Origin of the sequence: Psychrobacter communis, assembly GCF_014836505.1 — a bacterium.
Classification (GTDB): domain Bacteria; phylum Pseudomonadota; class Gammaproteobacteria; order Pseudomonadales; family Moraxellaceae; genus Psychrobacter; species Psychrobacter faecalis.
Genome location: NZ_JACSQR010000001.1, coordinates 57,023 through 83,681 on the forward strand (window position 1 = coordinate 57,023; position 26,659 = coordinate 83,681).

The window sequence follows — 26,659 nt, forward strand, 5'->3', positions numbered from 1 at the left end:
TAAGGTTTATATAAATAAGTTTAAGCTGCTTTACATTAGGCACGCTTTAGACGCAGCGCATTTAATACCACAAATAATGAGCTTAACGACATACCAATCGCCGCAAGCCAAGGCGGCACATAACCTAAAGCTGCGGGTATCAAGACGCTACTATTATAAATCAGCGCCCAACGTAAGTTTTGCTTAATAATACGTTTGGTCTTATCAGCGATACGCTTCGCCGCCGTAATAGCTTCGATTTGACCATTTAGAATGATACTGTCACTCGAGACCTGCGCCAAATCTGCTGCGCCCGCAATCGAGGTTGAGACATCTGCCGCTGCTAAAACAGGCGCATCATTAATACCGTCACCAACCATGAGTACGACGGCGCCTTTTGCTTGCAGCGCTTGAATATGATTGACTTTATCGGTTGGCGACAGGCCGTTATAAGCGGCTTTCATGCCTAACTCTTCCGCCATTACCAGTGCTTGCGGACTTGGGTCACCGGTTAGCATGACCGGCTCAATACCTGATTTTTTGAGAGCGGCGAGCATAGACGGCGCACTATCACGTACCTTATCGTTAAAGTAAAAACCTGCCAGCGCTTGCCATGCATTTGACTGACTATTTTGACAAGACAATACCACCGCCGAGCTGGCACGATGAGTGGCTAAATCAATGGTTAAATCGTTATCCGCATTAGCAGCATGACCCGTTCTATCTAAGGCAAAATCGACATGACCGATGCGATATAGGACGCCATCAATCATTGCCTCTACCCCGCCTGCAGGATAGTATTGCAACGACTGCGTCGCTGGCAGATGCAATTGGTAAGCGGCGGTGAGCAAAGCGTGAGCAATCGGATGGCGGCTGCCCACTTCAAGCGCGGCGGCAATCGCTAATAACTTGTCTTTTTCTTCATTGCTAGCAGCTGTCGTATCATTAGTTGCCAATCGCTCGATATTTAATAAATTGGGCTTACCATAAGTGAGCGTGCCTGTTTTATCAAACGCCACATGGGTAATCTCAGCAAGGGTTTGCAGCGTATGGCCACGTGTGGTTAAAAAGCCATAACTTGCCAGTCGATTGGTCGCTACGGTCAGCGCAATCGGTGTCGCTAAAGACAGCGCACACGGACAGGTCGCCACCAATACTGCCACCGTTGCCCAAATTGCTTGGCTTGGGTCAACGATATACCAACCAATGAACACCAAAGCTGATAATACTAAAATCCGCGCTACAAACCAACGCGCCAGCTTATCCGCTTGCTGAGCGAGTTTTGGTTTCTCACTCATCGCCCGATTCATCAGCCTATCAATCAACCCTATCTGGCTGTCTTCTGGCAATGCCGTCACTAGCATCTCAAACGGCTGACTGTCATTTTGGGCGCCGCCAACGATATAATCACCTTGGGTTTTGATGATTAAATCGCCCTCACCAGTTAGCAGGCTTTGCGAGACGGTCGCGGTAGAGCTAAGCAAGATACCATCGCTGATAATCTCAGAACCGGCTTCCACCATAATAATATCGCCCACTTGCAAGCTATGAGCGGTCACCATCTGCCTTTTTTCTGGCACGGCTTCTGTCTGCGCTATATTTGATGGTTTATGATTTTCCTGCTGCCAGTCTTGAGCGATACGTGACGTCAATTGCTGAATATTGGCATCCATGCTTTGCTTAAAGTTGGGCATCGTTTTTGCGGTAGTGGTTGTGCCATTTGTCGCTAAATTATTATTTGAGTTAAGCACCTGTTCAGCATTATTATCAGAAAGAGCGTCATTATCAAAGACAGTATTATTAAGCGTATTTTGCTCTATGAGCTGCAAGATACGCGCCGCCGCGTCTTTATCTTCGGCAATTTTTTGTACCAAGACGGGCTCGACCACCACCAAGTCATTGGCCATAGTGGCGGCTTTTAAGCGTGCATTATGCTCAATATAACGCCCAGCCAATAAGAAGAAAATAAACATACTGACCGAATCAAAGTACGTTTCCCCTTGCCCTGTGATAGTGGCATAAAGGCTGGCAAAGAAGGTCACTACTAAGGCGATACTAACCGGTACATCCATATTGACTTGGCGGGCACGAATCGCTGACCATGCTGAGGTAAAAAACGGCACACCGGCATAAAAGAACACCGGCGTACTCACAAATAAAGAAACCCAACGTAGAAAATCACGCTGAAAAATAAGCATGTCGCTATATTCGCCAAAATAAATCGCCACCGCATACATCATTGCCTGCATCGAGCCGAGCGCTGCGATACCAAGCCGCAATAGCATCTGACTGTTATGACGTGCCAGCATGGCTTCATGGGTATCTTGACGATAAGGCTTGGCTTCGTAGCCAATCTCATTGATAACGCCCAAAATACGACTAATCGGCAGCTTATCTTCGTCCCAAATCACCCGCATACGTTGATTGGTTAAATTCACCTGACATTGGCTGATGCCATCTAACTCATCTAGCCGCGACTCAATCAGCCACGTACAGGCAGCACAGCGCAGATTATTGACCGATAGTTCTGCTACCGACATGCCATCTTGCGCATAGACAAATTGTGATTTTATTTCATCGTGATCATAAGCTTCGAGGCGCGTCAGCTGCATGGGTAAGCTTGCCGTACGGTTAATCTCTGAGCGGTCAAGATAATATTGCTCAAGCCCTGCCTCGACAATACTTTGCGACGCCAACTGACAGCCCATACAGCACATCTCGCGCGACTGACCTAAAATATCGGTATGAAAAGGCGGCTCAGGCACCGGATCACCGCAATGAAAACAATGACCGGCAAGCGGCAACACCAGACCCTCAGTAATCGAGTGGTCTTGATAGTGGCGGTTGTTATTTGCTGGCATAGATGAGGGAATACTGGACATAATCGCGCTATTTCCTTTCGACAAGTTTACTTGCAGCCGACCAGCTTTTAATAAACTTGCTCTGATTAACGAGAGTCAACCCCTATGTAAAAAAGCGATTGAATTATCTGCCTTTAACACAGATACTTTACATAGATATTGGCACAACGTTATTGGCACAATGATATTGGCATAAATGAGACCAAAAAAATCGGTAAAAACGATTAATAAAAGGGGTCGATAAAACTGTTAGTATCAACCTAATTATTAATATAAACATTATACTACAAGCGCGCGGCGTAAGCAGCCTAGCCCTTTATGCCAAAACATTAATACCTCTAAAACACCTACTACGAAAGTCTAACGCCTGCTTAATGAATGCGGGCGTTGATGATGATAGATTGAAAAATTTGTCAATTTGCGTCATTATGAGGCAGTTTTTTATCCCAAAATGGTGTGTCATCAGTGCAAAAGTCTAATTCTAAGCGACCACAGTCGTCTAAGCCTGCTATCAATACGCTACCCTCACAGCAGCGCGGCGTGGTGTTTAGTGGTATTTTATTAATCGTCATTATCGCGGCTATGGTGCTATTGGCGCTATATTTGGTCAAACTTGATCGCACTATTACCACCAAATTTGAGGGTAAACGCTGGGATATTCCTGCTAAGGTCTACTCACAGCCTTTAGAGCTATATCAAGGTGCCAATGTCAATACAGACACCATGAAAAAGTGGCTTGAACTGCTCAATTATCAAAGCAACAAGGCTTATGATCGCACCGGTACCTACCATAAATCTGGCAATACCTACTTTATCCATACGCGCGGCTTTACGTATAGCGCCAACGACGTCGATAAAGAGCAAGTCATCAAAATGACCATTGCTGGCAATAAGATTGAGTCGGTACAAAGCACCCAGCCTGCCAAAACTGGCATTATTCGTCTGGAGCCAGTAAACATCGGCGGTATTTATCCAGACAGTAACGAAGATCGCATGGTGGTGACGCTCGATCAAGTACCGCAGCCGCTAATTGACGCGCTTATCGCCACCGAGGACCGCGGGTTTTATGAGCACAAAGGCGTCTCGATACGCGGTATCGCGCGTGCGGTATTAAACAACTTTACCGGTGGCCCTAGACAGGGCGGCTCGACCATCACTCAGCAGCTGATTAAAAACTTTTATCTGAACTCCGATCGGACGATGAAACGTAAAGCCAATGAGGCATTGATGGCGGTGTTACTTGAGCTGCATTATAGTAAAGATGAGATTCTGCAAACCTATCTAAACGAGATTTACTTGGGTCAAAACGGCAATCGCTCTATCAATGGCTTTGGTCTTGCCTCACAATTTTATTTTGACAAACCGCTCAAAGAGCTGCGTTTAGACCAACAGGCACTGCTCGTTGGTATGGCAAAAGGCCCGAGCGTTTATAATCCGCGCCGTCATCCAAACGATTCGACAGCGCGCCGTAATACCGTACTGAATAATATGCTGGCGGTCGGTAAAATTAGCCAAGAAGAGTACGAAAAAGCGATAGAAAAACCACTCGATGTGGCGGACAAACCCGTCGAAGGCAAAAGCCAGTTCCCTGATTTTTTAGATATCGTCAAGCGTGAATTGAACAAAGTCTATTATTCTGATGATCTAAAAAACGAAGGTCTGATTATCATCAGTACCTTAGATCCTATTGCCCAATTGGCAGCGGACAAAGCGGTTGAAAGAAAACTTGGTGAGCTACGTCGTCGCGGTAGCAAGACCAAAGACTTACAAGGCGCATTGGTCAGTGCCAATCCTGAAACCGGCGAGCTGGTGGCAGTGGTCGGTAGTGGCAGTGAATTTACCGGTTTTAACCGTGCTGTCGATGCCAAGCGTCAAGTTGGCTCGTTATTAAAGCCGATTATCTATATGACGGCGCTTGAAAGCGGGCGCTATAATTTGGCAAGCTCGGTCGATGATTCGCCGATTACGGTCAATCTGAGTGACGGTACTGAGTGGAATCCAAAGAACTATGACAATCGTGACCATGGTTACGTGCCATTTACCACCGCTTTATCGCAATCGTATAATCACAGCGCGGTACGTTTGGGTATGGAGTTTGGCGTTAACACCTTTGCCAAACAGCTACAGCGCATGGGCGTAAAAGAGAAAATACCGCCTTATCCTTCGGCTTTATTAGGCTCGGTCAATCTTAGCCCAATGGATATGCTGGGCGTTTACCAAGTATTTGCTACCGGTGGTTTCCGCACGCCTATTCATAGTATTCGTAGTGTTATTGATGATCGCGGACATATTTTGCAGCGTACCGGTTTAAATACCCAGCGTAGTATTCCGCCTGAGACCAACTTTTTGATTAACTATGCCTTGCAAGACGTGGTTAAAAATGGCACGGCCAAACGCATACAATCGCTTGGCAGCAACTTAAACCTTGCGGGTAAAACGGGTACGACCAACGACTACCGTGATGCTTGGTTTGCGGGCTACAGTGGCAATTATGTCAGCGTGGTTTGGGTCGGCCGTGATGACAATAAACCCATCGGTCTAAGCGGTGGTAGTGGCGCTTTGCCAGTTTGGGTCGATTATATGAATCGTCTCAAACTGACCCCTGTTGCGCTGCCAGAGCCCGAAGGAATTGAGTGGTTATGGCTTGAGAACAACTCTGGCAAGTTGTCTAATGAACGCTGTGCTGATGCGCGCTATCTGCCCGTGATGTCAGCGTATCTACCCGAAGAAGCCAGCAGTTGTGCTATTAGCTTATATCAGCAAGAGCGTGCCCGCGAGCAGATACAATGGCAAAATGAGCAAGGCTCTATCAATCAGCAGCGCCGCCGTGAAGGCTTAGATATTCCTAATGGCGAAGCCGTTGATACGGATAACAACGATGGCGATGCTGATAATGCTGAGCAAGAGGGCGGGTCGAGCAATCGTGCGGACACTTGGTATGACCGCGCCGTTGAGTGGTTCTAGGGTTTTCAAGACTTAAAAAAGGGTTTTAACATGGCTTTATTGATACAGCAAACCATCACCGCTAAGCAGGCTAGTACTGCTCCTTCTAAAGGGCAAACTAAGCTGATTAATACGATTCTTGCTACTAGCGCCCTTATTAGCGCATTAAGTTTAAGTGCTTGCCAAACGGCACCGACAGTTATCAAACCCGCTCCTGCGCAAACGTCTGCGCCTCAAAAACAGCAGCCTACAGCAAAACAGCCAGTAACGGCAACCCAAGCACCCATTGTTAAAGGCGATGATAATAAGTACTCTACCGTGCCTAATACAGTGCCTACACAACCGGCTTCGACAATACAGTCATCCGAAGCAGAACAGGTCTATACGCCAGCAACACAAAGTCCAATTATCACACAGCCCGATAGCCAAGATACCATCATCCTTACACCTTCTCGTGAAGATTACATCCTATCCGAACCATCGATCCCTTCGCATAATGAGCTATTGGAGCGGGCGCGGCAAAACTCACAGCAGCGCAGTCAGCAAAGCACTGCTAATAACAGCAACTTGCCAGCCTTTAGGAACCTCATGCAAACAGGTACAGAGCAATTAAAATCAGGCAATCTCAATGGCGCTGAGAGCAGCTTTACGCGTGCACAGCGCCTCGCGCCCAAATCATCAGCCGTCTATTTTTATTTGGCGCAAGTCGCCCTTAAAAAGAACCAACCGCGTAAGGCTGAAGCGATGGCACGCCGAGGATTGACCGTCGCTCAAGACAGCACTCGCCGCCGCAACCTTTGGCAAATCATCTTGCAATCAGGACAAGCACAGGGTAACGCTCGCGTGATAAATGAGGCCAGACAGGCGCTGCGCTAATAGCACACACTCTCGTATTTACCATGACGACTGAATCTATAAGCGCTAAAATAGGCTTATAGATTTAGTCGTTAATTTTTTTATCCAGTTTTTTATTGGGTTTAATGACTGTTTTCTTTTACTCCTTTAATTCTTCACTTTTATTTTAAACTAAGGTTACCTTTATGGCATGGCAACAACTGCATTTACAATGTGAAAAAGACAATGTCGATCTCGCTGAGGCGCTGTTATTAGAAGCTGGCGCGCTATCAATCGCTTTAGATGACGCAGGCGATCAGCCTTTATTTGAACCCCTCCCTGGCGAGTCGCCTTTATGGGATGAAGTCATACTCACAGGATTGTTTGACGCCAATACAGATGCTGGCAATCGTCAATTACTTGAGAAATTAAGCCATGAAATCGGCGCACAAGTACAAGCCAGCCGAACGTGGATCAGCGCTGTCGATGACAAAGATTGGGAGCGCGAATGGATGTCCAATTATAAGCCAATCGAGTGCGCCAATAACTTATGGATTGTGCCTAATTGGCTAACACCGCCGAACCCTGACGCTACCAATATTATCATGGACCCCGGTTTGGCTTTTGGTACTGGCTACCATGCCACTACTCGCCTCTGTCTTGATTGGCTGACCGAGCAAGACCTGACCGATAAAGTTGTGATCGATTACGGCTGCGGCTCCGGTATTTTAGGGATTGCGGCGCTGTTATTGGGCGCGCGTCAAGTTTATGCGGTGGACATTGACCCACAAGCGGTGCTTGCGACCAATCAAAATGCGGCGCGCAATCACGTTGATGACCGCCTGCAAGCATTTTTGCCAGAAGACTTCAATAATTACTGGCAACAAAACGATATGAAACCTGTAGAAATCATGGTTGCCAATATTTTAGCCAAGCCACTTATTGGTTTAGCACCTTATTTTGCAACCTTGATGGCACCCAAAAGCCGTATCGTGTTAGCAGGTTTGATTGAATCGCAAACTGAGCAAGTCAGCGAAGCATATCAGCCTTACTTTGCGCTCGATCCTAAGCATGCTTTTACCGCGCAAGAAGATCAACATTGGCAGCGTTTATCTGGTACATTTACAGGGTAGCAACATTTAATTACATCTGTTACGATAGAGGAGCAGTTAAATAATGTTGTGTATTTAACGCTGCTCTATCGTTGCCTGAAAATTATGATGATTACTATATAAAAAACGACATAAAAAACTGGTAGCGATTGGTAAGTGATTATGCGGTATTAATACTGATACCTTTTTGGATTCGACCTTATGACTACGCCAATCAAAACCCAGTGCCCTCATTGTCATGCTATTTTTAATATTAAAAAAACACAGTTAAACCAAAAAACAGCCAATGTTTGCTGTGAACATTGTCAACACAGTTTTTTGGTCAATAACAACCTTATTGTCACGGCTGATACAGAGCCGACTGCTGACACTATGGGGCATGAACCTCAATCTGATGCATCCACTACAGCCAAGACTTCTATTAAGCAAACGTCTACCGTTACGCCAGAAGCAAAAGCCACAACCAAACCAAACGTCACCTCTGAACCAGAAGATGCAGATACTCTTATCCATGATGCTATGGCTGAAGAAGATTTGATAGATGATCAGTTGATTCACGATGATATGGATATTGCAGATTTTGAAGAGGAGGATTTGGAATACGGTTCGCTCGACAGTATGGACGCTTGGCTAACGCAAGTAGCGGATAGCACCCCTACCTCAACCACAAACAATAGTGATAAGCTGCCAAAAAGCACAGCAACAAAGTTAGATAAAAGCGCTCACGCCTCTGTTAGTCCCATAGAAAAACCCTCTTTAGCAAACGCTCTTATAAAAGAGCCAGCATCAACTGCCCAAGTAGCCCTTAGCTCAGCGGCAGCTAATGACATCCATGCCAGTATCGATGATAATAGCGATGAGTCTTGGCTTGAAAAACTGCTCAAAGAACAAAATGAAAACGAAGACGGCCATAGTCCAAGAAAAGACACAGATTTATCAGCGCTGCTCGCAAGCATGGGCGTTTCTATCAAAGACGAAGACAACACGCAGGCCGCACGCCTTAAAAGGCAGCAAGCACAAGCCAAGTTTTCACCAACACCTGCTAAGCGCTCGCTTGCTTCATTACTCTGGACACTTGGATGTTTGGTATTAGCGCTGCTACTTTTTGCGCAGTATGTCATTTTTAATTTAGATAACTTGGTTAAAAATCCTACCCATGCTGAGCGTTTACAAAAAGTATGTGCTATCGCCGTTTGTAGCTTACCTAGCGCCAATCTAGCGGCTTTGAGTACAAGCGATATCACTCATCGACCTAGCCGCATCAAGACTGCCAACACCTTTAGTGATATCAGCATCACTTTAAACAACCAAAGCACCCAAGCACAACTCCTGCCGCATGTGAAAGTTAGTGTTTATGGTACTGATGCACTTATCGGCGAATTTATTGCAGCACCGCAAGATTATCTACTCAGCACGCAGAGCCAATTGGGCGCCACAAGTCGCAAGCAGCTGTTATTTACCATCCCCGTTGCCAATGCTCAAATCGACAAAGTAAACGCCGAGCCTATTTATTAACATTCAGCTTGGTAAAATGCCATTTATAAGCAATAAGATTTATTCAAAAGTTTTGCTCTTTTATCAAATTTGTCCTAAATGTTTTAAATCTGTCGTCATAAATGACAATAAATAGCGTCAAGCCTAGAGTAATAATAGGGTAATACCCAATCTATTGTTACTCTAGGCTTTGACTTTGTTATAATAGCGCTTAAACGCCTTATGGTTTACGCTTACGCTTAAGGACATTATCTTATGCCACCACATGCACCGTATAATGCCACTCATTTTGACCAGGATATTGAGAGCTCTGCTGATTATAAAGACGGCTATCATCGCTCTATCCATAAGGTAGAAGCTTCCTTAGACAATAGCCTTCATGCGCACCAACCGTTACGTGTGCATGTAGAGCGCGTGGTGCGGCAGTATTTTGCGATGCTCGATGATGAGATGCCAACCGACTTATATGAGCTTATTTTAAAAGAGATAGAGCAGCCACTATTGTCAGTCGTGCTCGAAAAGTGCCGCGGCAATCAGACCAAGTGTGCGCAAATCTTAGGTCTCAATCGCGGTACGCTACGCAAAAAGCTCAAAACTTATGGCTTAATGTAATCTATGGCTTTATACCAGTCGCTGTTATTTACGACGACCAACTATCGCATTCACCACGCTCCTTAGCACTGCTAACCGACATTCAATTGTATGGCACGTTTATAGTTTATGATCTTATCAAACCCGATATGCTCTGCACTGCTTGCCATTATTACCTTGCCAGACGTTTACGTCAGGCTTTTTTTATGGAAATTTTCTTATGAGTACAACTCCCCTTGCCCTACTATCGGTTTCCGATAAGTCAAATATCGTAGAATTCGCCCAAGGCTTGCTTAAAGCTGGTTTTGGTTTATTATCGACTGGCGGTACTTACCGCTTGCTAACAGAAAATAATGTCGCCGTCACTGAAGTTTCAGACTATACGGGCTTCCCTGAAATGATGGACGGCCGCGTTAAAACGCTACATCCAAAAATCCATGGCGGTATTTTAGGACGCCGCGGTACTGATGACAGCGTCATGAATGAGCACGCTATTGAGCGCATTGATTTGGTCGTCGTCAATCTTTATCCGTTTGCAGAGACGATTGCACGTAGTGACGTCACCATGAACGATGCGATCGAAAACATCGATATTGGCGGCCCTACTATGGTTCGTTCAGCGGCAAAAAACCACGCTCACGTTGGTATTGTGACTGACCCTGCTGATTATACGCGCGTGCTTGAAGCATTAGGCGATGGAACGACACTAACCCCTGCCCTACGTTACGATTTAGCGGTCAAAGCCTTTGAGCATACCGCACAATACGACGGAATGATTGCCAATTTCTTGGGCAGCCGCGTGAATGAAAACCAAGAGGCAGAGAATTTCTCTCGTACCTTTAACGTCCAATTAGAAAAAGTGCAAGACCTACGCTACGGCGAAAACCCGCATCAAAAAGCGGCTTTTTATGTCGAAAACCATGCCCTGAAAAGCCAGCAAGCCTCTATTGCAACCGCGCAGCAGCTACAAGGTAAAGAGCTCTCTTATAACAATATCGCTGATACCGATGCCGCCCTTGAATGTGTTAAAGCCTTTAGTGCGCCCGCTTGCGTGATTGTAAAACACGCCAATCCTTGCGGAGTTGCCGTAGATAGCGATCAAGTCACGGCTTACCGCACCGCTTTTAGTACTGACCCTGAGTCATCTTTTGGTGGTATTATCGCCTTTAACCGCGAGCTTACGCTTGCTGCAGCCAAAGCCATTATTGACAATCAATTTGTCGAAGTCATCATTGCCCCAAGTATCGAAGATGGCGTTTTGGAAGCGACCGCTGCTAAGAAAAACGTCCGCGTCTTAGTCTGTGGCGAGCTGCCAACGCCTGAGCAGCGCGACAGCCAGCTTGATTATAAACGCGTCAATGGTGGTTTGTTGGTGCAAGAGCAAGATTTGGGCCTTATTACCGCCAACGATTTAAAAATCGTTACCGACGTCCAGCCAACCGAAGCACAGATTGCTGATTTGTTATTTAGCTGGAATGTCGCTAAATACGTCAAATCTAACGCCATTGTTTATGCCAAAGGTCAACGCACTATCGGTGTCGGCGCCGGTCAAATGAGCCGCGTCAATTCAGCACGTATCGCCGCTATCAAAGCTGAGCATGCCGGTCTTGCTACCGAAGGCGCGGTAATGGCATCAGATGCTTTCTTCCCATTCCGTGATGGTATTGATAACGCTGCTGAAGTCGGTATTGCTGCTATCATCCAACCAGGCGGCTCTATGCGTGATGACGAAACGATTGCTGCCGCCAATGAGCATGGTATTGCCATGGTCTTCACTGGTATGCGCCACTTCCGCCATTAATCAGCGGTTAAGATAATGCTATTAAGAAAACAGCGTTGAGAGTAAATAAAAATTGTAATGCATAAAAAAAGCCACTATTAATAGTGGCTTTTTCATATTTAAGGCTTAATAAAGCTCGTTAAAAAAAGGGTTTAACAAATGCCTTATAGGTCGCTTAACGTCCTTGCGCATTGGCCATATTGGCTTCATTAATCTCAACTTTATAGACCATACGTAGATAATCTAGATAATCTTGCAGCTGATCTTGACCCAAATTATCACGAATAATGGCGGCAGTTTGTGCTCTTTGGGCATCAGATAGCGGCGATTGCTGCTCTGTTTTGATGCGATCACCGACCAATAACGTCGCACCCGTTTCAGTCTCACTCGCTACCGCCACGACGCCATTGGCTGCCGCTTGCTGACTAAAGGCTAAGCCGCGCTCTTTTTCGCTCAATTGCGTAGTCTGACGGTTTATCTCGCCCAATGCTTGCAGCTTAACAGGCTGCTTTACAATATCAGCAGGCGTTTTAATAGTGGCCGCCAATTTCTTCGCTTCTTGTAATGCCAGTGCCGTTGCTTTTTGTTGACGCAATATCTGCGTGATTCTTGGCGTCGCCGCTGTTAAAGACAACGTCTTAGTTGGACGATAATTACTTGGCTGTACCCATACCGTACCATTACCAACCTCAATACCCGCAGTCACCGCTTGGTCTTGAATAGTAAACTCATCAAACGCTTGCTTAATTACCGCCGGCTGCGCCAAAGCAGATTGGTTGTTTTCTTTACGATAATCTTTGATATGTTTTAATGGCACATTTTCTTGCTGAGCGATATCTTCAATACTAAAGCCATCTGCTGCCAAGTCATTAATCGCTGTGACTTTATCGGCATACATTTCCTGGCGTTTATATTCTTTGGCTTTAGCGGTTAGCTCTGCACGCATACTCTCTAGACTTGGTATCTTGCTACCATTGTCCTCAGTCACGGTAAATATCTGATAGCCAAAGCTGGTCTTTACAGGAGCACTGACATCACCAACGCTCAAGCCTGCCAGCGCTTTTTCGACAGCTGGCGCATCATTACCAAATACCGCTGGATTAAAACGCCCGATATCGCCGCCTGTTTCACCTGATGGATCATCAGACTCGGCTTTGGCAACCTTGGCAAATGACTCACCTGTCGCAAGGCGGGCTTTAATTTTATCCGCGCGTGCTTTGGCATCTTTACCGGTTAGTAGGATTTGGCTAATTTTACGCTCATCAACCACAGCAAGATTTTGCTTATAGGCTTCATATTGCTGCTGCAAATCTTCTTGGGTGACTTCATTAACTTCAATCGCTTGCGGATTTAGCTGCAAGTAAGCCAAGTCGACCATGGCCGCACTTTTGAGTTTGTCTTTATTGGCGTCATAGTAAGCTTGTATATCACCCTTGCTCAACTTTACCTGCTCAGCATAGTCCTGCCATTTAAAACGATGCAGCCAAATATTGCGCGACTCTAGCTGCAAATCAATCAACTGACTGACCGCTTGCATCGGATAAACTGCGGTACCGACGATGCTGGCATTGAGCTGATCTAGGCTCAACTGGTTGCGAAACTCAGCAAACAGCTGGTTTTTTGTCATATTGCGCTGACGTAAAAAGTTTGCAAACTGCTCGTTAGAAAAATTGCCCTCTGCATCTTTAAAGATTTCTTCTTGGCGCAGCAAGCGATTGATGGTGTCATCAGAAACCGTCATGCCCAGCTTGCCAGCCTGCTGCTCTAGCAAGGTACGATCAATCAGCCCTTTTAGGACTTGCTCGTGCAGCACGTCTTCATTCAATAAACTGGCATCATCAACTTGGTCTAAAAGCTCAGTACGGCGGTTATTGACGGCAGTTTGATACTCGGACAGTCCCACGCTTTTGTCACCTACTTGAGCGATTTGGTTGGGATCGACACCGCCGCCAAAGTAGCTTTCGACACCCAATAGAGCGAGCGGCGATAGGCACAAAATCAATAAAATGCGACCCGGCCAGCTTTTTAAGAAATCGCGCAATTTATCCATAGTTATCTCTGCTTTATTAACCTATATTGATGAAAGACCATTGTAATACTATTAATAATATCAACGCTGTATAAGCAGGCAATGGTAAGAAGAAGAACGTGTGCATTTTATCGCTATAAAATAAGGCGGATTGACGAAGTTTATAACAAGATTTAATAAAAATTCTTGTTTATACAACACCGCTATCGCGCGCCCTATGATACGTGATTTTTGATATATACTCAAAATATTCAGGCGACTATTGCTACTTAAAGCTACAAATTTCAGCACTAAAAAAAGCACCTAATCTTTAGGTGCTTTTTTGCTCATTCGCTCATGACTTAATGAATCGTTAAGTCATGAGTTGCTATCTATTGTTTTACTGCCAACCAACGCTGTTTTTATTCGTGTATCACGTCGTCAACGAGCATTTGATTATTTTATTATAGAATAGCTAAAAAGAGTACAGCTTAAACAAAGTGGCTTAGTTTAAACGCTCTTTTAGGTTTTTACCGGCTTTAAAGCTTGGTACTTTGCTTGCTGGAATGCTAAGTTCTTCACCAGTCTTAGGGTTACGGCCAGTACGCGCTTTACGGTCTTTTACGCTAAAAGTACCAAAACCAACCAATGAGATGCTGTCGCCAGCTTCTAGCGCTTCACCAACACTTTCCATTACTGCATTCAAAGCTTCGCCAGCTTGAGTTTTATTTAGACCACTTTTTTCGGCGATGCTATCAATTAATTCTGACTTATTCATAAAATTTCCTTCAAGTTTTAGGGGGTAAAAAACGCTCACGCCAAGTATTGTATCGCTCTCAGAGTACTTAAGCAATAAAAACCACTGGCCTCACGCATAAACAGGTTTCGCTTTGTTAACGCCTTTATATCAAGGCAGCATAAGGAGCGCAAGCGATTTTACATATTTTTGTGCACTCTACTACGTATTTGACACTCAATGTTACTTAAAACTGCTGCAAATTTTCTATTAAATCGCTACTTTAGCTTATAGGATTTAACGAAATAAAGCACCTATCGTCAAAGCACCTATCTTTGTATTGGCTCTCTTATGCATTTTGCCTTGATAACCTAAATACTCAAATATGATGCAGGTGCCAAAACTCAGTTTTTATACTAACAAGCAAAATTAAAAACTAAAGCATAAACTTGGATCGAAAAATAGCTGCCAAGCCCGACTAATGCATTACCAGTCATAAATTTTGGTGTCTTTATAGATGAGCAAATTATAAGGTAGTGACTGACCAACTGACAGAAACGTGCGTTACTTTTTATGCTAAAGGCGTTACTATAAGCGCGATTGCATTGTACATTTTGGGTTGATTTTGACCTTTGTTTGTCCTTTTATCTTTAACTTACACAATAAAAACGGATTATTTACATGAAGCGTTCTACGTTGTCTCACTCTTTTCTTAATATCATATTGGTGTTTATCGAGTCGGCGCTGACCCTGCTGTTACGTTTAGACCCAGAACTCCGTAAAGCTGCTTATCCACTCGCCAAGCAAGAGACGGTCGTCGCGCTTAGGTTATACTTGCCTCATGTAGAGGTTTTCGCCACCTTTACTACCAAAGGGGTGTTATTAGATGATAGATTGCCTATCGGCCGTAGTGAGCCTGACGTCATTATCAACGCTTATAGCATTCAAGTGCTTAATGCCATCATCACCCACGATACTGAGTCGACTGAAAAGCTGCAAATGCGCGGTGAGGCGGTGCAAGTACAGCTGGTCAAGCAGTTTATTATGCAGCTTGGTTTTGGTAGCTTAATTCAAGGGCTGATTAAAAAGATTAAGGGCGGTAAAAGTAAGACCAAACCTACTGAAGCAGAAATGGCAGAAAAAAAGGAGAGTTATAAGCTGCGTATTAAAGAGCAGCAAACTCAAATCAACACGCTGACCATTAAAAACCGTGAACTTGAAACCACGGTTAAAGAACTGCAAAGTAAGCAGAAGACCTTTATTATTACCGCAATTATTTTTGCGGTTATCGCTATCGCTGCCATTATTGCTTTATTTATCATGACCTAATTTGTTATTAATTTTAGTATTGACGTTTTTTAAAGTCCTTTTTGTCATTTTTTATAGCGTTTAATAGGATGTAGACTTATTAAACGCTCTTGCTTCCTTTCTGTAGTTCACATCCTGCGCGTTCGCGTATTTATTCTCTTTTAAGCCTTAATATTACCTATCATTGTTTTTATCAATGATAGGAATAAGTCACACTCACCATTCAACCACACTTTAATCTTGACTAAATTACTCGGGATTGAGTATAATTACCCTATCGTTGCACACATCGGGTAAACCATCTGCTGTTTAATAGCGACAAGACACCACTTAGTCGATAGATGATTTTCCTAAATAGAAGCACAAGTACGGCTAGCTACTAACTAGCCTTTAGCAATAAGTCGATTATAAATCTATTAAATCTATAAAGAACCTATTGATAACTATGCACTTTTGGAATACGACAAGACTAAGTTCGTTGTTAAATAAACTTTTATAAAAAGGATTGGAGATAACACATGCGTTTGACTACTCGAGGCAGATACGCCGTGACCGCTTTACTTGATTTGGCTTTGCAGACCAGCCAACAAGACAGCGCCGTCTCTTTATCTGACATTGCTAAGCGGCAATCGATATCTATCTCTTATCTTGAACAGTTATTTTCCAAGCTCCGTAAGCGCGGTTTGGTCACCAGTATACGCGGTGCAGCAGGGGGTTATCATTTAGCTAAGCCCCTTGATCAGATTGATGTGATGAGCATCATTTCTGCTGTCGATGAATCTGTCGATGCGATGCAGTGCGGCGGACGCGGTAATTGTCAAAGTGGTACAATGTGCCTAACGCATGATTTATGGTGCGCTTTATCAAATCATGTCGAACAATACTTGAAAAATATAACATTAGCGCAATTATTAGACATGGAACATGTGCAGTCAGTCTCAGACCGTCAGCACCTCACGTTTCCAAACGACATTGCTACAAAAGATATGTCCACAAAAGACATCAACACTATTACTCTATCGACCAGCGAGGCAAACCCAGCATGAGCCAACATAACAACCTTATATACTTAGATTATGCCGCCACGACGCCAGTTGCTAAGTCAGTCGCTGCTAAAATGAGCGAATATCTGACGGTAGACGGCATCTTTGGTAACCCAGCATCACGCTCACATGGCTATGGCTGGCAAGCAGAAGAAGCGGTAGAAACGGCTCGTCAGCAAGTCGCTGAAGTGATTCATGCGGATCCACGCGAAATCGTCTTTACCTCGGGCGCGACAGAATCAGATAACTTAGCTATTAAAGGCGCGGCACATTTTTATCAGTCGCGCGGCAAGCACATCATTACTAGTAAAATTGAGCACAAAGCGGTTTTAGATACTTGCCGTGAGCTTGAGCAAGAAGGTTTTGAGATTACTTACCTTGAGCCACAAGCTGGTACGGGCTTGATTTTGCCAGAGCAAGTACAAGAAGCCCTACGTGACGATACGATTTTAGTATCACTAATGATGGTCAATAATGAGCTTGGTACCATTACCGATGTTGCCGCGATTGGTGAGATCACTCGCAAAGCTGGCGTTGTATTCCATGTCGATGGTGCGCAGTCTGTGGGTAAAATACCTGTCAATCTTGAAGAGATGAAAATTGACTTGATGAGTTTTTCAGGTCATAAAGCCTATGGCCCTAAAGGTATCGGTGCGCTATTTGTTCGCCGTAAACCTCGTATTCGCCTAAAAGCTGAGCAGCATGGTGGTGGTCATGAGCGCGGTATGCGTTCAGGTACCTTGCCGACGCACCAAATTGTTGGGCTAGGTGCTGCATTTGCATTGGCCAATGAGCGTTATGCAGAAGACCATGCTCACGTGGCAAAGCTGCGCCAAAAGCTGTGGGACGGTCTACAAGATATCGAAGAGATTTATCTAAACGGTGATTTAGAAAACAGCGTGCCTAACATCATTAATATCAGCTTTAACTTTGTTGAAGGCGAGTCACTGATGATGTCGTTAAAAGACTTGGCGGTTTCATCAGGTTCAGCCTGTACTTCAGCGACGCTTGAGCCATCGTATGTATTGCGCGCCATCGGTCGCCCAGATGAGTTGGCCCATAGCTCAATCCGCTTTAGCTTTGGTCGTTATACCACCGAAGAAGATATCGATACCGTGGTAAAACAGATGCATGAAGCGGTAGACAAATTACGCGCGCTATCGCCACTTTGGGATATGTATCAAGAAGGCGTTGATTTAGACTCGGTAGAATGGTCTGAGCATTAATATTTATTTATAAAACTTTAATAGTAAAAAGGTTTAATGGTTATCAGGTATAAGCATTAAACCAAATAATTCATCAGACAATTATAAATACCATTTTTATAATATGTGTTTGACCCCAATTATCGATGAGTAGACAGACATTTAAACTTAATAAGTGAGTTATTTGGAAAGTTACTTATATAACTTAACATTTAAGTGGCTACTCATCATCTAACTAGGAGAAAACCCCATGGCCTATAGTGACCAAGTTATTGATCATTACGAAAACCCACGCAACGTCGGCAATCTTGACAAAAATGCCAAAAACGTTGGTACGGGTATGGTTGGCGCCCCAGCCTGTGGCGATGTGATGCGCCTACAAATCCAAGTCGATGATAACGGTATCATCGAAGATGCACGCTTTAAAACCTATGGCTGCGGTTCAGCAATTGCTTCAAGCTCGCTTGTCACCGAGTGGCTAAAAGGCAAAAGCTTAGACCAAGCTGGCGAGATCAAAAATATGGATATCGCTGAAGAATTGGCATTACCACCGGTAAAAGTGCATTGCTCAGTCCTTGCAGAAGACGCCATTAAAGCCGCCATTAGCGACTATAAAGGTAAGCATGGTACAGCTGCGGCAGTAACAGAAGAAGCAACCAGCTAAATTTATATAAAGCCTTGCGCTTATTTATATAATAGGCGCAAGTAGCGAATTTGAAAACAAACATGAGTAATACGACGTTAGAAGCTACTAACGCCCCTAAGGTGACAATAACGCTCATGTAATTGTCACCTTTTATTTATTTTTAACGCTTTATTGGCAGTGGTGTTGATAAAAACGCTTTTGCCGCAATTATTATCTCAATTATTGATAGTCAATGGGAGTTGGCATGATTGAAATGACAGAACGCGCCGCTCAGCATGTTCAAGACTTTTTGGACAATCGCGGTAAAGGTGAAGGCATCCGAGTAGGTATCCGTACAGCAGGCTGCTCAGGCTTGGCTTACGTGCTAGAGTTTGTTGACACGCCTGATGAAAACGACACCCGTTATGAAAGCCGTGGCGTCAATATTTTTATTGATCCTAAAAGCTTGGTTTATTTAGATGGCTTAGTGATGGATTATGAAAAAGAAGGTCTCAATGAAGGCTTTAAATTCACCAATCCCAATCAAAAAGGTGAATGTGGCTGCGGTGAATCGTTTACCGTCTAAAGCTCTAAACCAGAGCGCGCTAAACGATTGATATACGAGCGCTTAGCACCTAAAACCTGAGTTAGCGCTTAGATACTGAGTAAGTACTGAACTTTAAAAGAACAGTATTTAAAACAGACAGTAAACAAAACAGCGCATAAGTAAAAGCAAGTCTTCACAAGAATAAATAAAAACAAAGGCAGACGCTATGACAGACATCACGCCAGACGCACAGTTTGATAACTTCTTTGCCCTATTTGAACAACCTGTACAGTTTGCGGTCAATCAAGAGCGCCTTGATCAACAGCTGCGTCTGCTACAAAAACGCTATCATCCGGACAATCTTGTTGCTGATAGCAAAAATACAGCCGATAGCGCACAAGCTAAGCAGCAATCAGAGCAAGCCTCAGCGCTGATTAACCAAGCTTATCAAACGTTAAGTGCCCCTGACAGTCGTGCCAGCTACTTGTTGGATATCGCTGGGCAAGCGCAAAACTTAGAGCATTCGATTGCCGATCTGGACTTCTTAGAAGATGCGATGCAAATGCGTATGGATTTGGATGATGCGATTGAAGGCAAAGAGCTTGCCGCGCTGAAGCAACTACATCCGCAGATTACCGAGCGTCTAAATAAACAATCTGAGCGTTTTGATAGTGCTTATCAGAGCCAAGATTGGCAAACGGCGATTGATGCCACGCAAAAATTAAAATTTTTGGTGAAATTAGATGCCGATGTTACTACAGGGCTTGATGAAGTTGCGTCTGCTGAGCATTTGGATGACGATGATTTATACGTTTAACGTCATGCTAAGGACGATTGTTTATATTTACGAGTAACGAGCTTATATGCGGATATGGTTAAAATAACCACTCCTCTGCCGTATAATTGTAAACATTAAATGCGCTTTATCATTTTTACTATGATTTGTTAAATCCAAACACTTACTTAAATTTTAAATACTAGTCGCCCATATATTGTATTTGTACCATTTCACTTAATTCATTTTATCTTTGAGTTTTCTTATGTCTTTATTGCAAATTGCCGAACCCAATCAAAGTGCCCAACCTCATCAACATCGTTTTGGCCTAGGAATTGACCTTGGTACGACGCGCTCATTGGTCGCTGTGGTACGCTCAGGCAAGGCGCAAGTTTTGCAAGCCGATACAACGACCGATACCTTATTGCCGTCGGTGGTCTACTATCCAAGTGCTGGCAAGCCCTTAGTCGGCTATGATGCCCTTACCCATTTAGCAGATGATCCAAAAAATACCATCGTCTCGGCTAAGCGCTTTATGGGCCGTAGCCAAGCCGATATTAAATTCTCCCATCCCTATGAGTTAAGTGGCAGCAAAGATGCCATGCCAGCTTTTGTGACGGCGCAGGGTGAAGTCTCTCCTGTCGAAGTGTCAGCGCGTATTTTAGCCGCGCTAGAGCAACGTGCCGCAAGCGCTTTGCCAGATGACAGCATACAAGGTGCGGTGATTACTGTGCCCGCCTATTTTGATGAAGCGCAGCGTCAAGCTACTAAAGATGCGGCGCAAGCTGCTGGTATTAACGTTTTGCGTTTATTAAATGAGCCTACCGCGGCCGCCGTTGCCTACGGTCTTGATCAGCCTACTGATGACAATAGTGAAAACTACTACTTAATCTATGATTTGGGTGGTGGTACTTTTGATGTATCTATTTTAAAGCTCAGCGATGGCGTGTTTGAAGTCTTAGCAACGGGCGGCAATAGTGCGCTTGGCGGTGATGATATCGACCGCTTACTGACCAATTGGCTGATTAAGCAGTTAAATATTGACCCTAAAGACGTGAGCCTGCACGACAAATCCATACTCGCCCAACAAGCAAAAAGCTATAAACAAGCATTGACCGATGCTGAGCAAGTCGATATCGACATTGTTGTTAATGAGCGCTCTTTTCAAGGTGTGTTACGCCGCGACGATTTGATAACAATTGCAGAGCCTGTCAGCCGCCGCACGCTAAGTGTCTGTGAGCAAGTATTGCGTGATGCCAAATTATCTGTCGCTGACTTAGATGAAGTCATTTTGGTCGGTGGTTCTACGCGTATGCCTGCGGTGCAGCAGGTGGTGGCAGATTTCTTTGCTAAAGAACCGCTTTGCCGTCTTAATCCAGATGAAGTTGTGGCTTTAGGTGCTGCCCAAACCGCGCATCAATTGGTCAATGGTGACAGCGATAATAGCTTGTTATTACTCGATGTGACGCCTTTATCGCTCGGTCTTGAGACTATGGGCGGCTTGGTTGAAGTGCTGATTCCGCGCAACACCCCTATTCCCGTCAAAAAACGCCAAGTCTTTACCACTTACCAAGATGGTCAAACCGGCATGGTCATTCATGTGGTGCAAGGCGAGCGTGAAACAGTGGATAACTGCCGCTCACTTGGACGCTTTGAGCTATATGGTATTCCGCCGATGAAAGCGGGCTTTGCGCGTATCGAAGTGACCTTTAGTATTGATGCCAATGGTCAGCTGACCGTCAGTGCGCAAGAAACAACGACCAAGACTGAAAGTAAAATTGATATTGTGCCATCTTATGGTCTGTCTGATGAGCAAAAAGAGCAATTATTAATCGCAGGCTTTAAGTATGCGGAAGAAGACAAAAATGCGCGCTCGCTAATTGAAACCAAAGTAGAAGCGGAACGTGAATTATTGGCGCTACAGTCGGCGCTTAACGAGTTTGCGGCGTTAATCACACCTGAAGAGCAGCGGTCGTTGACCGAGAGCATGCAAGCCTTGCAAACCGCGCTTAGCACCGACGACTTAACCGTTATTGAAAGCGCGCAAGGCAAATTAAAGCCACACAGTGATGCTTTTGCCGCGTGTATTATGAATCAAAGCGTCAAAGCAAGTATGTCGGGTACCAGTGCGCAAGATTGGTAGTAGATAGCATTTATACCAATCATATGATAGGCGCTTAAGACACTCACTTAGCAACTGTACTAGATTGACCTTTTTTATTTTTAATTGATTAGCAGCGGACGAATAACTTATGCCAAAAATTACAATATTACCTCACCATGAAATCTGCCCAGAAGGCACCGAAGTCGAGCTAGAATCGGGCACAAACTTATGTAAAGCGCTACTTGAAAAAGGCATCAAGATTGAACATGCCTGCGAGATGTCAAAAGCCTGTACTACTTGTCATGTCGTGGTGCGTAAGGGCTTTAACACCTTAGATGAGATGGACGATATCGAAGCGGATTTATTAGACCGCGCGTGGGGTCTGGAGCCTGATTCACGCCTATCGTGCCAAGTGATGCTTGAAGATGATGATTTAACGATTGAGATTCCTAAATACACGTTAAACCATGCGAAAGAAAATCATTAAATAATAAAGCTGAAGCATGAAATGAAACTAAAAAATCCAGTTATGATAAATAACTGGATTTTTCTTTTTATAAATACTTTCAAGTCGCAATCAATCTGTACCTAATTATGACTGATATTTTCCTGCTTACTTGCTGTGACTATCTCAAGCAGCGCCGCCTGCTCTTCTTGTTCGATACGGGCAAGCGCTAGATTCAAGCGATTTCTGATATCTTGATAGTCATTATTTTGCATGTCTTTAAAGTTCAAATGCAAATTAAAACCAGGTAGCGTATGATCCACCCATTTTGACAACTGACCTTTATTTTCATCAGGGTCGAGTACTTGCCACGCGCTTACCTTATTATCAAAACCTTTGAGCTGAAAAGCACCGACATATTCACAGTCATAATCATGCGAAATATAATCATGGGTACTTTCGCTAATAAATATCTGGCCTTTACCCGCGACTGCCTCAAGCCTTGACGCAAGGTTGGCCTCTTTCCCAATCAGCGTATAGCTCAAACGGTTGTTATTGCCAAAATTGCCGACGTGACAGTAGCCGGTGGTAATGCCGATACGGATATATAGTCCCTCGAAACCGAGCAGCCGCCATTTTTGCCGCAAGGTGCGCATTTCACGGCGCATATCTATCGCCATTGCCACACAATCAAGCGCATCTTGGCGCGGCCCTCGACTGTTCGGCTCCCCAAAAAAGCACACCATCCCATCGCCGATAAACTTATCCAGCACCGCGCCGTGCTTATTGGCGATTAACGTCATACAATGCATATAGGTATTTAGAATGTCCGCCAAATTGTCAGCGCTCAGACTATCGGACAATTCTGTAAAGCCGACAATATCTGAAAACATCATCGTCAGTTTGGCACGTTTATTTTCGACGCTAACGGGACTGTCAGATTTAACGATTGGTTCCCAAACTTGCGGCGGTACAAAGCGCGTCAATTTATTAATGACAGAAACCATGGTATTTAGACGTCCAGCCGCTTGCCGCGCTCGCGCTTCATAATCTACATAATCACGATAAACATGGCGAAAATGGCACAGTATCACAATCATACTGGCCAATAACACCGCAGGGGTAACAAAGCTGTCGTGACAGTCCATCTCCGTGCTATTTAAAGTCACACTGACGTAATAAAAGACAATGACCGTCACTACTGATGCAGCGAGAAGTTTAAGATGGTTTTCAGGGCTACTAAGAATAATCCGCAGACCGATGAGCGCTGCTAGACTGAGCGAAATCACTGCACAAAACTGTATCGAACCTATGACCGCTGAAGATAAAATAATAACAATGTTAGACGTCCAAAAACTGGCTGGCCGGCGATAGTTATAGATTAAAATCAGCAAACTCGGCAGACAAACCACGACAGCGAGCGCCATCGACGTCGGACTAAAGTTGTAATGTATTGCGAGCAATACGACCGTTAGTATTAAAACAAAAATTTCTGGATAATCAAATCGATAGGCATTGCTATTACTACCACCCTGTACAGGAATCTTTGGGCTTGTGGTTTCAAAAAATGCCATGGTCAAGGTTCGCTTAAAGGAAAACTGTCGAAGGTTTGAATAAAAATTAAAGCGGATCTTCTATTAACATATGTTTTTGTGCAGTCTTTAGATTAATAAGTACTTAGGTTAATAAGCATTCAGGTTGCTAAGCCCTTAAGTTAACAAGTAAATGCGTTAATAAGTAAATCGCTTTATCAACATTTGATAATATAAGTAGATAGGAAATCTACCTATTATACGGCTTTAATGCCTTCTTACCTAGGACACTGGTAAGTAAAAGCATACCACTTGTCGCTTATTAGCCATAAAAAGCAGTGTGAAGCTCATGGTCAACGAAAACAATCCTAGTTAAAAACGACTTGAGTTAATAACCATGACAAAGACAAAAAAGCCAGATAATATCTATCTGACTTTTGCGAAGTGAAAAATAAATATAAGTCCATACTCAACGACTATTTGAATAAGGCAATTATTGCACGCTAAAACTATTAGAAACGCCTGAATAAGGCTTAATCTTATGCGTCCAACCGTTCTTCCAGTCGCCTTGATGGGTCAAGCGATAAGTGCCTGCTGGGGTGTCCTTAGCTATTCGCCAATCAATGATGGCTTTACTATACGCCGCTCCTTCGCGCTGCCACGTATAAGTGGTATCAAAATCACTGTCACTTAAATAATCGACCCATTTACCATTGTCAAGACGCTGCACTTTTAAGAAGCTGTCTTCGGTACGTAGATTGTTTTTAGGATGAGCGCCGCGGAATACTGCCGTAGCAATGTCACCCTTTTGATAGCTGGCTTTGGGCTGAGTGAGGGTTTGTCCCCAAGTTTGCTTTAAAGGCTTATCATCGAAGACCACGCCTGGACGCTCGTTAAAGGATTTGCCTGAGCGATCAGGCGGTGTGGTTCTGTCATAGACTTCTATACCATCACGTAGCGCTGCCGCTAGTTGAGTATATTCTTGGATATAAGCAGCGGTTTGATATGGACCATACTCAGTAGACGCGCCTTCGTAATGCTGAGTAGCAAATTCTTCGCGCGTGGTCAAATAGCCGCTATAGTTATTCGCCAAACCATTAATAATAACGGTATCAACCCCCGAGTCTTGTAGTTGAGCAAGCACGGCGGCGCGCATCCGGCGTCCGACCATGGTCGTCGGCTCGGCAGGGATAGCAACGAGAGCAATATTACCGATACGCATCAGTTGCACCGGCTGCTGAGTATTAATCCAGCCCCAACTTCCCGTTGGCAATAAGACTTGTTTTTCCGCCTGACAATCATCTTGGCTAACGGTCGACACTATACCAAACGCGCCGCGCGTTAAACTGCCCAAAAACGATTGATCGACTTTATTGATATCGTCATTGATACGGAAATTTTCTCGGGTCATGCCCTCATACATACCAGGTATGTTCGAGGGGCCATTCTCCCCGCCAGCGGCAAACGAGTAACCACGAGCTGGCATACATAAGACTTTATTACCCGCGCCATTGGTGAATTTACCATCGACCTGATAGCCCTTTAAATCAATCCAGCGCGCGCGTACGTCCACGGGTCCAGTAACCGGCACGCCTTGATGCCAAAGCTCAACCGCTTTATCCAGCTGCATCTGCCCATCACGTCTGACGTTTTCCCACTCGTTATTACTACCTTGAAAGCCGGGTTTTGAGTTGGCATTACCACCTATGGCTAACACATCACCCTCGTCAGCATTGGCAAAAGCTGCGACAAACGGTTTGTCTGATTCTCCGCCAAAAATCTTTTCCGCGCCGCGCTGAGCAAAGCCTTTGTTATCAGCACTTAGGTGCATAAATTTATTACTAAAACTGGTTGGATGCAGCGCAAACCAGTTAATCAGACCGACTGGTGTACCATCGGCAGCATCAAGACGCAGCTGAGTCATGGTTTCATTGACATTACTATCAAAATCTTTGGCGTCGTTATTATTGTTGTAGGCAAATTCTGAGCGATTGACTGTTGCACCCTTTAGCTCGCCTTGCGCCAAAGATAGCGTCCCTGGCGTCAAGTTAGCGTGAGCACGTTTAATTGAGGTGACAATACCATTGACGATAGCATTAAAATCTTGGCTGCTATAGCCTGCTAGCGTGTCATCGGTACTGGCAATTTGATACAGCTGCTGATGTGAGTAGCCTGCGTTACCCACATGGGTATGCGTGGCGGTGAGCATGACATTGTCATCGTTATATAAGTCGCTATAATCCGCTTTTAGACGTTTAATGACCTCAAGTTTTACCGCGGTAAACATCGCGCCCATATCTGCTGATACATAGACGACACGTTTGCCCGCATTTTTATCCGCTTCGCCGATAATAAAAGCATGAGAGTACAAACGGTCGTTGATACCTTGTACTACCTGTCCCGCAGCATAACCAAACATGCCAGTTTCGGCAGCAGCACCAGTGATATCTGCCTTACCGCTACCTACCAAATACTGGCTTGTCGGCATCGCTCGCATAGACATGGCAGAAGCACTGTGATTAAACGTGACAGAGCTGTCCGCTGCGTCAGTAGCGTTTTCACTAATCGTTGGCCTCGAATCGGACAAGGCTGCAGCAGATTGCACGGATGCCGACTGTGTTGAAGCAGATTCCGTGGAATCCGTCTCACATGCCGTTAGGCTCAATACAGTGGTACAAATAGAGATGAGTAACATAGAAGGTCGTAATAACGCTGGAGAAGCAGAAGAAGTAGCCAT

At 44.6% G+C, this 26,659-nt stretch carries 19 protein-coding genes; 14 read left to right on the forward strand and 5 right to left on the reverse strand.

All coding sequences use genetic code 11. The annotated features are described in order from the left end of the window. Positions 1–35: 35 nt before the first annotated feature. The gene (locus H9653_RS00250) at positions 36–2,861 is read right to left on the reverse strand and encodes a heavy metal translocating P-type ATPase (protein WP_191689641.1); all 2,826 of its coding nucleotides are present in this window, start codon (positions 2,859–2,861) and stop codon (positions 36–38) included. Between the two features lie 444 nt (positions 2,862–3,305). Between H9653_RS00250 and mrcB the strand changes: the two genes are divergently transcribed. The 6 genes from mrcB (at position 3,306) to purH (ending at position 11,615) form a co-directional block, all read left to right on the forward strand. Then, the gene (gene mrcB, locus H9653_RS00255; RefSeq protein ID WP_191689643.1) at positions 3,306–5,804 is read left to right on the forward strand and encodes a penicillin-binding protein 1B; all 2,499 of its coding nucleotides are present in this window, start codon (positions 3,306–3,308) and stop codon (positions 5,802–5,804) included. Positions 5,805–5,834: 30 nt separating this feature from the next. Beyond that, a complete protein-coding gene (locus tag H9653_RS00260) occupies positions 5,835–6,659 on the forward strand; it encodes a tetratricopeptide repeat protein (protein ID WP_191689645.1) in 825 nt (274 codons plus the stop codon). 164 nt (positions 6,660–6,823) lie between these two features. Beyond that, positions 6,824–7,750, forward strand: a complete 927-nt coding sequence (gene prmA / locus H9653_RS00265; protein ID WP_191689647.1) for a 50S ribosomal protein L11 methyltransferase — start codon at positions 6,824–6,826, stop codon at positions 7,748–7,750. A gap of 180 nt (positions 7,751–7,930) precedes the next feature. Further along, positions 7,931–9,244, forward strand: coding sequence for a DUF3426 domain-containing protein (locus tag H9653_RS00270; protein WP_191689649.1), 1,314 nt, complete (start codon positions 7,931–7,933; stop codon positions 9,242–9,244). Between the two features lie 321 nt (positions 9,245–9,565). Continuing rightward, entirely contained in the window at positions 9,566–9,835 is a 270-nt protein-coding gene (gene fis, locus H9653_RS00275) for a DNA-binding transcriptional regulator Fis (protein WP_068404623.1), read from the forward strand. Positions 9,836–10,034: 199 nt separating this feature from the next. After that, entirely contained in the window at positions 10,035–11,615 is a 1,581-nt protein-coding gene (purH, locus tag H9653_RS00280) for a bifunctional phosphoribosylaminoimidazolecarboxamide formyltransferase/IMP cyclohydrolase (protein WP_191689651.1), read from the forward strand. Between the two features lie 154 nt (positions 11,616–11,769). Here purH and H9653_RS00285 read toward each other — a convergent pair whose 3' ends face one another. Then, positions 11,770–13,644 carry a SurA N-terminal domain-containing protein gene (locus tag H9653_RS00285; RefSeq protein WP_068404473.1) on the reverse strand — a complete coding sequence of 625 codons (1,875 nt, stop codon included), beginning with the start codon at positions 13,642–13,644 and terminating at the stop codon, positions 11,770–11,772. Between the two features lie 463 nt (positions 13,645–14,107). Then, on the reverse strand, positions 14,108–14,419 hold the full coding sequence (locus H9653_RS00290) for an HU family DNA-binding protein (RefSeq protein WP_223808465.1): 312 nt from the start codon (positions 14,417–14,419) through the stop codon (positions 14,108–14,110). A 600-nt stretch (positions 14,420–15,019) separates the two neighbouring features. On the opposite strand from H9653_RS00290, the gene H9653_RS00295 reads away from it, so the two are divergent. From H9653_RS00295 to fdx, 8 genes are all read left to right on the forward strand, one after another. Continuing rightward, positions 15,020–15,667, forward strand: a complete 648-nt coding sequence (locus tag H9653_RS00295) for a hypothetical protein (protein ID WP_191689652.1) — start codon at positions 15,020–15,022, stop codon at positions 15,665–15,667. A 497-nt stretch (positions 15,668–16,164) separates the two neighbouring features. After that, on the forward strand, positions 16,165–16,692 hold the full coding sequence (locus H9653_RS00300; RefSeq protein ID WP_191689654.1) for an Rrf2 family transcriptional regulator: 528 nt from the start codon (positions 16,165–16,167) through the stop codon (positions 16,690–16,692). After that, positions 16,689–17,915 (forward strand): IscS subfamily cysteine desulfurase, encoded by a 1,227-nt coding sequence (locus H9653_RS00305; RefSeq protein ID WP_191689656.1) that lies wholly within the window; start codon positions 16,689–16,691, stop codon positions 17,913–17,915. Before H9653_RS00300 ends, H9653_RS00305 begins: the two co-directional genes overlap by 4 nt. Before the next feature lie 229 nt (positions 17,916–18,144). Beyond that, entirely contained in the window at positions 18,145–18,558 is a 414-nt protein-coding gene (iscU, locus tag H9653_RS00310) for a Fe-S cluster assembly scaffold IscU (protein ID WP_068404483.1), read from the forward strand. 226 nt (positions 18,559–18,784) lie between these two features. Continuing rightward, complete coding sequence (iscA, locus tag H9653_RS00315) at positions 18,785–19,105, forward strand: iron-sulfur cluster assembly protein IscA (protein WP_068404485.1); 321 nt, start codon at positions 18,785–18,787, stop codon at positions 19,103–19,105. 187 nt (positions 19,106–19,292) lie between these two features. Next, complete coding sequence (gene hscB / locus H9653_RS00320; protein ID WP_191689657.1) at positions 19,293–19,883, forward strand: Fe-S protein assembly co-chaperone HscB; 591 nt, start codon at positions 19,293–19,295, stop codon at positions 19,881–19,883. Positions 19,884–20,106: 223 nt separating this feature from the next. Continuing rightward, positions 20,107–21,984: a Fe-S protein assembly chaperone HscA gene (gene hscA / locus H9653_RS00325; protein WP_191689659.1), complete on the forward strand. Its 1,878-nt coding sequence runs from the start codon at positions 20,107–20,109 to the stop codon at positions 21,982–21,984. Between the two features lie 109 nt (positions 21,985–22,093). Beyond that, entirely contained in the window at positions 22,094–22,432 is a 339-nt protein-coding gene (gene fdx, locus H9653_RS00330; protein ID WP_068404490.1) for an ISC system 2Fe-2S type ferredoxin, read from the forward strand. A 101-nt stretch (positions 22,433–22,533) separates the two neighbouring features. On the opposite strand, the gene H9653_RS00335 is transcribed toward fdx, so the two are convergent. Both H9653_RS00335 and H9653_RS00340 read right to left on the reverse strand, forming a co-directional pair. Next, on the reverse strand, positions 22,534–23,964 hold the full coding sequence (locus H9653_RS00335; RefSeq protein WP_191689661.1) for an adenylate/guanylate cyclase domain-containing protein: 1,431 nt from the start codon (positions 23,962–23,964) through the stop codon (positions 22,534–22,536). A gap of 451 nt (positions 23,965–24,415) precedes the next feature. Then, positions 24,416–26,659, reverse strand: a complete 2,244-nt coding sequence (locus H9653_RS00340; protein ID WP_225211534.1) for a neutral/alkaline non-lysosomal ceramidase N-terminal domain-containing protein — start codon at positions 26,657–26,659, stop codon at positions 24,416–24,418.